This is a genomic window from Candidatus Polarisedimenticolia bacterium (genome assembly GCA_035764505.1).
Lineage (GTDB): Bacteria > Acidobacteriota > Polarisedimenticolia > Gp22-AA2 > AA152 > AA152.
Map to the genome: position 1 here is coordinate 1 of DASTZC010000147.1, position 13269 is coordinate 13269.

4 protein-coding genes are annotated in these 13269 nt (G+C 65.0%); all 4 read left to right on the forward strand.

The features are described 5' to 3' along the window. The first annotated feature begins 307 nt into the window (after positions 1 to 307). Positions 308 to 4672, forward strand: coding sequence for an FG-GAP-like repeat-containing protein (locus VFW45_10135; protein ID HEU5181143.1), 4365 nt, complete (start codon positions 308 to 310; stop codon positions 4670 to 4672). A gap of 319 nt (positions 4673 to 4991) precedes the next feature. After that, positions 4992 to 7058, forward strand: coding sequence for a N,N-dimethylformamidase beta subunit family domain-containing protein (locus VFW45_10140; protein ID HEU5181144.1), 2067 nt, complete (start codon positions 4992 to 4994; stop codon positions 7056 to 7058). Between the two features lie 37 nt (positions 7059 to 7095). Then, entirely contained in the window at positions 7096 to 10266 is a 3171-nt protein-coding gene (locus tag VFW45_10145) for an ELWxxDGT repeat protein (protein HEU5181145.1), read from the forward strand. A gap of 92 nt (positions 10267 to 10358) precedes the next feature. Further along, positions 10359 to 13269 (forward strand): choice-of-anchor Q domain-containing protein (locus VFW45_10150; GenBank protein ID HEU5181146.1); only part of this gene is annotated, 2911 nt, incomplete at its 3' end.

The window sequence follows — 13269 nt, forward strand, 5'->3', positions numbered from 1 at the left end:
GGCTCTGCAAACCGAAGGCAAGCACGACCTCGCTGTCGCCGACTTCCGGTCGGCTGCCGAAAACCTCCAGGACGCTCTGGGTCCCGATCATCCGGACACCCGGAGCGCACGCCAGCTCGCGGAGCCGGACGCCGCCGCCCGCTAGCCCGCTCTTAGCCCTCTTCCACCCCCCTCGTTTCCTTCGTCCCCTGTCGGGTTTCACCTTCACCCTCCGTTTTCCTCAGTAGGAAGCCAAAGTACCGGTAATCGGCACAACCATTCCCCAGCTCTGGAGAGAGCTGGAAGACGAGGCCAAGGGGGGCCAATCATGCAGGGCAGGTCACGATCGGCTGGTAAACGACATGCGAAAGGCGCATCGGCGTGGACCTGCCTGGTTCTCATCCCGACGCTTTTCCTGGCCACGGTTCAGGGGGGCCCGACCACGGCGGCTCCCCAGGCGCCCCGATCCACCGAAACGGGAAGCGCCTCGACACCCACGACAGCACGCGCGGCGCCCGCCACCCGCCAGACCGGGACCCCAGCACCCACGGGCTGGATCGATCAGGCGGAGAAGCAGCTGGCCGACCAGGAATACGAGGTGTCGTGGCAGGCGGTCCCCGGCATCGACGGAGTCGAGCCGTCCTGGCAGGCTCCCAATCGAGCCCACGGGTTCCGGACCTGGTTCACCGCCGAGGGGATTCGTGTCGTGCCGAGGGCCCAAGAGTCTCCCTCGTGGCGCTGGGGGCTGTCGCTGGTCGGCTACGGCAGGGGAGAAGCGACCGGCAAGCCGCCTCGGGCCGAGCGGTCTCCTTCGGGGAACCGGATCGAATACCGCCGCGGCGCTTTCACCGAAGCCTACGAGAACACCTCGAAGGGACTGGAGCAGATCTTCGTGCTGCAGGCGCCTCCAGGAGCGCGCGAGAAAGAGACGGCTCCCGGAAAGGTCGAGCGAATGGCGCCCGCCGCGCCAGGCCGGATCCATCTCGATCTCGCCCTCTGGGGCGACCTCAACCCCCGTGTCGCGGAAGACCATCAATCGATCGACTTCGTGACTTCCTCCGGCGCGCGCGCGATTCACTATGGAGAGCTGCAGGTGACCGATGCGCGCGGTGAGAGGCTGCCGGCTTGGATGGAAGGATTCGCGCGCCAAGGGGTGCGGGGGATTCGCCTCGTGGTCGACGTCCGGGATGCCAGCTATCCCATCACCATCGATCCGCTCTCGACCAGCGCCGCCTGGACCGCGGTGGGCAACCAGGCAAGCGCCAACTTCGGCTACTCCGTCGCCACGGCCGGCGATGTCAACGGCGACGGCTATTCCGACGTGATCGTCGGGGCCTTCCGCTACGACGACGGCGAGACGGATGAGGGCGCCGCCTTCGTCTTCCTCGGATCGGCCTCGGGACTGGCGGCAGCTCCGGCATGGTCGGCGGAGGCCAATCAGGTCAATGCCTTTTTCGGCGCCTCCGTCGGTTCGGCCGGGGACGTCAATGGCGACGGCTATGCGGACGTCATCGTGGGAGCGTATGGGTATGACGACGGGCAAGCCGACGAAGGCCGAGCCTTTCTTTATCTCGGCTCGGCTTCGGGCCTGTCCCCGACCGCCTCCTGGACCGCCGAGAGTGATCAGGCGGGCGCGGCATACGGCGTCTCGGTCGCCACGGCGGGAGACGTCAACGGCGACGGCTATGCCGACGTCATCGTGGGCGCCTATGGCTATGACAACGGGCAAACCGACGAAGGCCGGGCCTATCTCTACCTGGGCTCGGCTTCGGGTCTGTCCACCACCGCCTCCTGGACCGCCGAGAGCGACTCGGCGGGTGCGAAGTACGGCGTCTCGGTCGCCACGGCGGGGGACGTCAACGGCGACGGCTACGCGGACGTCATCGTGGGCGCCTATCACTACAGCAGCGCCAGCAATTCCCTGGAAGGACGCGCCTGGGTCTACATGGGCTCGGGTTCCGGACTCGCTTCGACACCCGCCTGGTCGGCGGAGAGCAATCAGGCCAATGCGTTTTTCGGCAATTCGGTCGGCTCGGCCGGAGACGTCAACGGCGACGGCTATGCCGACGTGATCGTCGGAGCCTATTTCTACGACAACGGGCAAGCCGACGAAGGCCGAGCCTTTCTTTATCTCGGCTCGGCTTCGGGCCTGTCCACGACCGCCGCCTGGACCACCGAAAGCAACCAGGCCGGCGCCGGGTACGGCGTCTCGGTCGCCACAGCGGGGGACGTCAACGGCGACGGCTACGCGGATGTCCTGGTGGGCGCCTTCGCTTACGACGATCCCGATCTCGACGAAGGCAAGGCCTATCTCTACCTTGGCTCGATCGGAGGGCTGGCTTCGTCCCCCGCATGGATGGCCGAGAGCGATCAGGCGCAGAGCAATTTCGGCACGTCGGTCGCCACGGCCGGCGACGTGAACGGTGACGGCTATTCCGATGTCATCGTCTCGGCTTACACCTACAACGGCGCCAGCTTCATCGACGAGGGACGTGCTTATGTCTATCTCGGCTCAGCTTCGGCTCTCGTGCCGGAAGGGCAGCTGGGGCCGGGCCTGCCGTTGGACGCGTTCCAGGCGAACGGCCGCTTCGGCTCTTCCGTTCAAGGGGCGGGGGACGTCAACGGCGACGGCTATTCGGACCTCATCGTCGGATCACCGGGCTACGACAACGGCCAGACGGATGAAGGACAGGCCTACGTCTATCTCGGCCCCGACATCGGCCAAGGCCTCGTTCCTTCTCCCGCCTGGACCGTGGAGAGCAATCAGGCCGGCGCGAATTTCGGCGCCTCGGTGGCGACCGCGGGGGACGTCAACGGCGACGGCTACTCCGACGTTCTCGTCGGGGCGCCTTACTTCACCAACGGACAGGCCAACGAGGGGCGAGCCTTCCTCTACCTCGGATCGGCCTCCGGCCTGGCGGCGACTCCGGCCTGGACGGCCGAGAGCAACCAGGCTGGCGCCAATTTCGGCGCCTCGGTTGCGACCGCAGGCGACGTCAACGGCGACGGATACTCGGATATCCTGGTTTCCGCTCCTTACTACGACAACGGCCAGCTCAACGAAGGGCGAGCCTATCTCTACCTCGGCTCCCCTTCCGGTCTCGCGGCGACTCCGGCCTGGACGGCCGAGAGCGATCAGGCAGACGCGAATTTCGGTCTATCGATCGGGACGGCAGGGGACGTCAACGGCGACGGCTACTCGGACGTCATCGTCGGGGCGCCGAATTTCGACGATGTGGAAACCGATGAAGGGCGGGCCTATGTCTACCTCGGCTCGCCCGGCGGCCTCGCCGCCAGCCCGGTCTGGACCGTGGACGCCCATCACTTGGAGTTTCCGGAGGCATCCGCCAACTGCGGCTCCTCTGTCGCGACGGCGGGAGATGTCAACGGCGACGGCTATTCCGATGTCATCGTCGGTGCGGAGGGCTCCGAGTCCGGCCCGGGGGCGGCGGGCGGACGGGCCTATCTCTACCTCGGCTCCGCCTCGGGCCCCGCAGCGAGCTTCGCCTGGGTGGCGGATCCCTCCCAGCATTCCGCCCGGTTCGGCGCCTCGGTCGCCACGGCGGGAGACGTCAACGGCGACGGCTACGCGGACGTCGTCGTTGGGGCTCCCCTCTACGACCTGGCCACCCAGGACGATGGGCGGGCCTACCTCTATCTCGGCTCGGCCTCCGGCCTCGCATTGTCGCCGGCCTGGTCCTCGGGGTACTACCCCTTCAGCGTCGGCTCCAACGTGGGCGCTTCGGTCGCGAACGCCGGCGATTTCGATGGCGACGGCTACGCGGATTTCATCGTCGGCGGTCCTGGCTATGACTACAACAATTCCGATGCCGGTGGGGCATTCCTCTATCCCGTCGGCGGTCCGGGCAGAATCATCGATCGGATTCCCCTGCAAGCCCGGAGCACCACAACCGCCCCGGTCGCCTTGCTGGGCAAGTCCGATTCCGAGACGGCCTTCAAGCTGAAGGAGCGGGGTCGCATCGCGTCCGGCCGGGGCAAGGTCCGCCTGCAGTGGGAGGTGAAGCCGCTCGGAACGCCGTTCAACGGAACCGGGACCGCCGCTTCACCAGTCCAGGACACCGGCGCGCCCGATCCGCTCGGTCCGTACTACGGGAGCGCGACCGACTTCAACCAGGCTGTTCCGGGGCTGGCGGAGGGCACCTTCTATCATTGGCGCGCCCGGATCGCGAGCAGCGATCCCTTCTTCCCTCATTCCCCATGGATATCTCTCGGCGGGAACAGCATCACCGAGACGAAGTTCCGGACTGGCGGCTGCCTCGACCAGGATGGCGACGGCTACGGAGCGCTCGGCGACCCATCGTGCCTGAGCCTCATCGCGGATTGCAGCGACTCGGGGGCAGCCATCTGGGATACGCCCGGCGAGACCGTCAATCTGCGATTCACTTCCGCGGCCGATTTGGCCTGGGACCCACCGGCGGCACCGGGCGCGACGGTCTCCAGCCTCATCTACGACACTCTGCGCTCGGTCGTCGCCAACGACTTCCTCTCGGGCTTCACCGTCTGCCTCGAGTCGGACAACGGCCCCGACACCTCCGCGACCGACGCGGCCGTCCCGGGCGTCGGAGGAGTGTTCTTCTACCTGAACCGCGCCCAGGACACCTGCCCGGGCGGACAGGGATCCCTCGGTGATACGAGCTCGGGCATCCCCCGCCAGGGGAGGTCCTGCCCGTGAGAATGAGCTGACCTTCTCCAGGCACCTCGGGCGCGCCTACCTGGCCTTGAGCCGAAAGCAAGCACGGCCTGCCCCTCGCCGACCTTCGCTCGGCGGCAGAGAATCTTCGGGCACCCTGGGTCCCGATCACCCGGATACATGGAGCGGCCGCCAGCTCGTGCTGCCCGACGCACCCACCCGATAGCCCGCCGATAAGTCTCGTCCTCTCCTCGGTACATCGTCCAACTCGTCCTTTGTCGGGTTTCAACCAGGCCTTCCGTTTTCCCCAATAGAGAGCCACAAGACGCGGCGAGCGACCTTGCAAAAAGGAGACTTGAGCATGAAACGATTCTTGATGATGACTTGTGCGGGAATCTTGTTGCTGTCGGGAGTGAGACCTTCTTCAGCCGGCCCTCTGAACCTGATCCAGCTGGAGAACCGCCAGCCGGGCACGACCGCCTGGCAGCTGACCAATCCCGCCGACAATCGCCAGATTGAAGGCTATGCCTCGCTCACCAGCGTACCCGTCGGCGGAGACATCCGCTTGTTCGTGAGCACGGCCGACAAGACCTACTCGCTGACCGTCTTCCGCATGGGATGGTACGGCGGCACCGGCGGAAGAAAGGTCCTAGGACCGCAAATGCTGCCCGGTGTGAAACAGGTGACCCCCGATGTCGATCCCACGACGGAGGTCGTCGAATGCCAATGGACCAAGCCCTTCGTCATCCATGTTCCGAGCTCCTGGCTGAGCGGCATCTACCTGGTGAAGCTCCACGCCAACACGTCAGGCAAGGAGAGCTACATCATCTTCACGGTGCGCGACGCACGACGCGCCGATCTGGTCTTCCAGCAATCGGTCCTCACCTACCATGCCTACAACCCATGGCCCGGCTACGACACGGTAGGCCGGGAATACACCGGCCAGTCGCTCTATGACTTCGCGACGAAGGGCGGCAAGCAGGCGAAGACCGTTTCGATGGACCGCCCCTATGGGCTGGTCGAGCGGAGCTTTGCCAATCCACTCCCCTTCTATTCTCGAAGCGTCAGTCTGTTCTACGGAATCGGCGCAGGTGATTTTCTGCAAAACCTCGCTCCCGCGTCGATGGACTACGGAATGGTTCGCTGGCTCGAGCGCCAGGGCTACGACGTGACCTACATCACCGACGTCGATACGCACGAGGATGTGGGACGTTTGCTTCGGGCCAAAGCCTATCTATCCGTCGGTCACGACGAGTACGTGACGCGGGAGATGAAGGCGCACATGGTCCAGGCCCGCGATCAGGGCGTCAGCCTGGGGTTCTTCGGCGCGAACTATGTCTACTGGCCCGTGGGGCTGCTTCCGGATTCCAGCGGCACGCCGAATCGCAGGATCACGCTGTTCGCGAATTGCGTGAACAAGGACACGGGAATTGCCCGATCGGAGACGGAGTGCGTCACCGACGACGACTGCACGGATGGGAACCTGTGCAAGGTCAAGCTGGCCGACTACTCCCGGACCTTGGATGCCAACGGCGTCAGCGAAAGCGAGCAGGCATTGGTTGGCGGCATGTGGGACCCCGGAGCCGCCATCACGGGAGGTGGCGATATCTTCCTGGCTCCCGACTCCCTCCTTGATCACTGGGTCTTCGCCAACACCGGCCTGCAGGTTGGTGATTCCATTCCAGGAATCATTGGGAGCGAATATGACTATACCTCCGTCGATCCACTTTTCCCTTCGCCGGACGGGCTGCAGGTCCTCGTTCACACCCAGGTGCCCAATTTCGGTGCCGGTCTGCCTGGATTCCCGCTGCCGCAGGATTTCGACGGGGATTTCAACTCATGGTACGAATCGATTGCGGCGGCTCCCCGGCACTGCGGGAACGACGCCTCCAAGGTATGCACCCCCGACACAGTCGTGGACGACTGCTGCACGACCGACGCCTGCAGGGCGAAGCCGCCCTCCTGTGAACAACTGACCGTCCTGCATTGCAGCGACGATGCCTCGAAAGAATGCACCGCCAAGACGGTCAAGGACGATTGCTGCACGGATGACGCCTGCAGGGCCGAGCCACCGGCGTGTGTCTATCCCTGCGATCGATCGCCGATTTCCCCCCTGGGCCGCGTGCCGGATGAAGGGTTCTGCTCCAATCCGTTCCCCTACTATCCCGGGCTGCGGACCGATTGGGCGATGACGATCTATCAGGCGCCGAGCGGCGCCTGGGTGTTCAACGCCGCCACCAACGAATGGGCCTGGGGCCTCGATGACTACTTCACGGGTCTCAAGACCCCGGACGGCGCCAACAATGGACCAGCCCTTCGCGTCCAGTGCGGCTATCCCTGGTTCCATCCTGGGCTCGTGAGCTGCCGGAATCCGGCGGTCGAGCAAATCACTCGCAACGTTCTCAATCGCTTCATTGCCGGATTCTGACGTGAGGACCCAAGACGTCACGAAGGGGAGAAGCACCATGTTGAGCAGGACATTTGCCAGGCTGATTCTCCGGTCGACGCTTCTGGTGTTTGCCGTCCCTGTGCTCGCGAGCAGCGGCCCCGCCCGCTTGCTGAAAGACGTCAACCCGACGCCGAGCTTCGAGCGGGGATCGTTTCCATACCAGTACCAGCGGCTGGGGAGCATCACGATCTTCTCGGCCTACACATCTGGCACCGGATTCGAGGTGTGGCGGACCGACGGCACGGAGGCGGGGACCTCCCTCGTCAAGGACATCAACCCGGGCCCCAATAGCAGCAACCCCGGATTCTCCGTGGAGCTGGGCGGTGCGCTCTTCTTCCCGGCCGATGACGGAGTCCACGGATACGAGCTGTGGAGAACCGATGGAACCGAAACGGGCACCCGGATGGTGAAGGAGATTCGTCCCGGATCCACCGCGAGTCCCTTCCAGTCGCCGTCCGATAACTCTACCTGGTTTCCCCAGGCGGTCGGCGGAATCCTCTATTTCGTGGCCGACGATGGAGCCCACGGCCTCGAGCTGTGGAGATCCGATGGAACCGAGGCGGGGACCTTTCCTCTAGGGAGCAATTCCGTGGCTTTCGATGCCACCTATCCACTGTTCAGCACCTCGGTGGGTGGCATTTTCTTCTTCTCCGCCGATGACGCGGTGCATGGGTACGAGCTGTGGAAAACGGACGGAACGGTGGCCGGCACGGTCATGGTGAAGGACATCTCTCCCGGGGATGGCAACTCCTATCCCCAGGCGATGGTGGCCTTTCACGGATTGCTCTTATTCGCTGCGATTGACATAGAGCATGGGCAGGAGCTGTGGCGAAGCAATGGAACGGAGGCAGGGACCTTCCTCGTGAAGGACATCACTCCATTCGGCAACTCGTTCATTAGCAATCTGGCCGAGGCGAACGGCATGGTGTTCTTCACCACCAGCTTTTCCTCACAGCTCTACAAGACCGACGGCACGGCGGAGGGAACCGTGCCTGTAAAAGCGTTTTCCAATGTGGCCGGGCTCCAGGGATTCGACCATTTCCTGCTCTTCGTGGCCGACGATGGTACGACCGGGAACGAGCCCTGGGTCAGCGACGGAACGGAGGCGGGCACGTTTCTCCTGAAGGATATCAATTCAGGACCCGGCAACAGCCTTCCCATTGTCTGGCGTCTGACAGGCAGTAAGTTCCTCATATCCAACGACGGCACAGCTCCGAAACTGTACGCAAGCGACGGAACGCCGGCGGGAACCGTCTTGCTGAGGGAAGCCCCGCCGGGCTTCGGGGGAGTGTTCCCCCTGATGGGGTTCGCCGCGTCGGACGAAGCCTTTTTCTTCGTGAGTATCGAGCTTCACGACGACGGGACCTCGTACAACCAGCTCTGGAAAAGCGATGCCACGCCCGCGGGGACGCGGCCCGTCGCCTCACCGTCGGTGGGGAGTGCAATAGGCGTGGCACCCAACGGCCTCCTCTTTTTCCAGGCCGACGACCTGGTTCATGGCAACGAGCTGTGGAAAACCGACGGCACGGACGCGGGCACGGCTCTGCTGAAGGACATCAATCCCAGCCTCCGCACCGACTCGTCCTACGCCGGCTTCCTGGGGGCCGTTTCGGTTCCCGGCGTCGGACCGCGGATGCTTCTCGGCGCCTACGACGGCGTTCATGGAATCGGGCTGTGGATCAGCGACGGGACTGGCCCGGGCACCCGGCTGCTGAAGGACATCTATCCAGGAATTTCCAGCTCCCAGCCCAACAGCGCGATTGTCCACAACGGGGTGCTCTTCTTCGGGGCCAACGACGGTGAGCACGGCTATGAGCTGTGGAGAAGCGACGGCACCGAGGCGGGCACGGTCATGGTCTCCGACATCAATCCGGGTGCCGATGGGAGCCTGGCTGAGTCCGGTCTGTTCGCCGAGCTGAACGGATCGGTGTTGTTCGGCGCCGACGACGGAGTGCACGGCCGGACGCTCTGGAAGACCGACGGCACACCTGGAGGAACCGTCCAGGTTGCCGACGTCAATCTTCAATTCTCCTTCTTCAAAAGCGGTGGGAACTTCCGTTACCCGAACGCCATCGGCAGCGTGCTCTATTTCGGCGGCCAGGATCCTGAGCACGGGCTCGAGCTATGGAAGACCGACGGCACCACGGCGGGAACCGTTCTCGTCAAGGACATCAATCCCGGACCGAGGGCCTCCGGACCTCAGGGTTTCCAGGAGATCAACGGCAAGCTCTTCATGCTCGCCTTCGATTCCTCGCACGGGTACGAGCCATGGGTGAGCGACGGGACGGAGGCGGGAACCCATCTCCTCGAGGACGTCTTCCCGGGCACCGGCTGGTCGTATGTAGGCCTGCCGCAGAGCGTGGGCGGCGAGATCTACTTCCCGGCGAGGGTCAGCAACTTCGGCAAAGAGGAGCTGTGGAAGACGGACGGGACGGAAGCCGGCACGACGCTCGTGAAAGAGATTCCAGGGAGCAATCCCATCGTCAACGACTCGTTGACGCCGCTCGGTGGGAAGCTCTTCTTCATCGCGGCGTCGGCGGTGGATCCCACTTTCACGGATCTCTGGAGCAGCGACGGGACCGAAGATGGCACCGTCATCGTGAAGGCGGGACTCCGCTATTCCTACGGCCTTCAGGCGGTCGCCGGCCGGCTCCTGTTCATCGCCTACGACGACGACCATGGCGAGGAGCTGTGGCGCAGCGATGGGACTGCCGCGGGAACGGTCCTGGCGCAGGACATCGCCGCGGGCCCGGACTGGTCATTTCCCGACCAGATCACACCGTTCGGGGATTGCATCTTCTTCATCGCCGATGATCCGGTCGCCGGGTTCGAGCCTTGGGTCGCCCGCACCGCGCTCCTCCTGGATCAGCCTGGCCGAGCGTTGTCGGACCTGAAGGGGGAGGTGAAGGCTCTGCATCTGGCCCGAGGGACCGAGACAGGGCTGACCGCGAAGCTCGATGCTGCGGCCGCCGCCCTCGCGGCGAACCAGACGACGAGCGCGATCCTGGACCTCGAAGATTTCATCCATCACGTCGACGTTCTCGCGCCCAAGAAGATTTCCGATGATTCGGCTGCCGAGCTGCAACAGTTCGCTCAGGACATCGTGAGTCTGCTGGAGTCAGGGGGAGCGCCGACCACCGCCCCCGTGCGGAGCGAGCGTCAAATCGGCGGGGCAGACAACCGTTGAGGAATCTCAAGGCGGGCAAGCGCTTTCAGCAATTCTTTGGGGGAAGGAGAGAAGTCGTGAAGAGGCTACGCACGAGAGGAATGGCAGTTTGGATGTTTCTCCTGATCGCGGGCGCCTGCGCCGGCAATGCGGCGGCGGCCGTCATCTTCGTCACCTCGGTCGATCAGAAGATCGGCGGGGAGGAGTCCGGCTGCTCGCTGCAGGAGGCGATCTACTCGGCCAACTTCGACGACAACATCGCGATCGCCAGGTTTGACGAAGACAACGCCCCAGTCTTCATCCGCACGGAGTGCGTGAAGGGCTTCGGAGACGATACCATCGTCCTGCCTTCGGGCACCGTCCTGGAAATGGACCACATTCAGGATGATGCATTCAATCCCTTCGGACCGACGGCCACTCCGATTATCACCACCCATATCACCATCGAGGCCCACGGGGCGACCCTGCAAAGGACCGGCACCACTTCCTTCAGGGCTTTCGCCGTGGGCAGCACCGGCCACCTGACTCTTCGTGACGCCACCATCAAGGGATTCGTGGCCCGGGGCGGCAACGGCGGTCCCTCCGGCGGCGGCGGTCTGGGCGCGGGGGGCGCCATCTTCGTCCACGCCGGCGGGGTGACCGTCGAGGCCTGCACCTTCCAGGGCAACGGGGCGATCGGCGGTGATGGAGGAAAGGATTTCGCCGGCAATGGCGGTGGGGGCGGCGGGGGAATGGGCGGCAATGGAGCACCTGACGGCGGCGTGATATGCCAGGGGGGCTTCGGCGGAGGAGGCTCCCGAGGCAACGGCGGATTCGCTTGCGCCAACGGCAGCATCACCGACCGGATGGCGGGAGGCGGGGGCGGGACGCTGCGCAACGGGTTTTCGTTCGATCCGCACGGAGGCTTCGACTGCGGCGGCAACGGGGGCGTGGGCAACGAGAATGGCCAGGACGCACCTTGCCCCGGCGGCGGTGGGGGCGGCGGTGGCATGAACACCCTCACCGGCAGCGGTAACGGCGGCAGGGGTAATTACGGGGGCGGCGGAGGCGGCGGATCGGATGGAGGAGGCAGCGGGGGAGCCGGAGGATTCGGCGGAGGCGGCGGATCGGGGTGGGCCGGGACCGTCGATAGCGCCGACGGCGGCCATGGCGGCTTCGGCGGCGGCGGAGGTGCTGGTCCGGACGGGCTCGTGACGGGCGGCACGCCGGGGCCGGGTGGACTCTTCGCAGGCGACGGCAATCATCTTTATGGCGGAGGCGGGGCGGCGCTTGGCGGCGCCGTCTTCAACGACTCCGGCAGCGTGGACATCCAGAACAGCACCTTCACCGAGAACTTCGTCACGCGCGGCATGGGCGGAAACGCGGGGGAGAGCGGGGCCGCGGCCAACGGGACGGATGCCGGCGGAGCCATCTTTTCCGTAGACGGTCATCTGAGCGTGCTCTATTCCACCATCGTCGACAACGAGGCAACCGGCTTCGGCGATGGCGTGGTCGCCATCCAGACTTCCGAGTCGAACCCGGCCTCCTTCACGCTGGCCAATACTCTCATCGCTTACACGGGCCCCGATATCCCCATCAAAGGTCCGCAGCAATGCTCGTGGGCAGGGTTCAACATGGAGACGAGCTTCGCGGCCAACATCGTCCGCGACAACGATACGCCGGTGGGCGCGCATCCCTTCCCGGCCAACTGGAACGGCTGCGGCGCGGTCGTCTCCGATGCCAGCCCCGGGGTCTCTCCGCTGACCCTGCAGCAGGGATTCACGCCCACCATGGCGATCACGATGAACAGTCCTGCCTTCAATGCGGCCGACCCCAGTGTCACGGTGGGGGTGGATCAGCGCGGCCAGGAGCGTCCGGCGATGGGCGGCTATGACATCGGCGCCTTCGAGCTCTGCTTCACCGGGCCACCGCAGCTCTTCATCCCGTGCCAGATTCCCGCCGGCGCCAGGGAAACCTTCGCTCTCACGCTGCGAGTCTCTCCAGAGGGGGCGGGAACGACCAACCCGGCAGCGGGAGATCTCAGCGAGCCCGCCAATACCGTGATCGGGCTGCGCGCCATCCCGAATGCCGGGTATCGCTTCAAGCAATGGCTGGGACCGGTGACGTCTCCGAGTTTTTCGGTCACTACTCTCGTCATGAATGCCGACAAGATGGTGACCGCCGTTTTCGAGGTGTCGCCCGATTTCACCTTCTCGGCCATCGCGCCTCTCACGCTTCCCGTGGGCGGCAGCGGGAGCCGTACCGTCACGGTCAACGCCAATGCCACCTTCAGCCAGGCGGTCGCGCTGAGCGCCAGCCAGCTGCCCGGCGGCGCCAGCGCCTCGCTGACCCCGACTCCGGTCACCCCGCCCTTTTCCGGCTCGGCAGGCTCGCAGCTCAGCCTGCAGCTGGGACCGTCCGTGCAGCCAGGGTCCTACATCCTTAATGTGGTCGGCACGGCGGGGTTGTTGACCCATGCCGCTCCGGTCAGCCTGACCGTGCAGGCATCCCCGGCGAGCGTGGGGCAGGTGATCGGCACGCTGGGCACGCTGGGCTGCATCGACAATTCCGGCATCGTCAATGCGTTCACCGCGAAACTTGCGCAGGCACAGGCCGCCATCGACGCCGGCGACCAGCAGACGGCGATCAATCTTCTCAGCGCGCTGCTGCAGCAGCTGCAGGCGCAGGCCGGGAAGCATCTGCACGCGTCGTGCGTCGATGGCCAGGGAAATACCTTCGACCCGGTCCAGACGCTGATCAACGATGTGAACGCTCTGCTCGCCGGATTGGGCGCGAGCCTCAAGGCGAACCCGGTGATGGGCATGGTGGTGAGCGCGAACAATGTCGAGGTCGTCGGAGCGACGGTCAGCCTGCTGAGCGCCTCAAAGACCGTGATTCTTTCCGCCACGACGGACGCCACCGGCTTCTACGTGTTTCCGAAAATCACGGCCCTGAGATTCGGGACGACTTACACGGTCAAGGTGACGGTTCCCAAAGGCTTCAAGTCCAGCACGCCGGCGTCTCCATCTTTCACCTGGAGCGGCA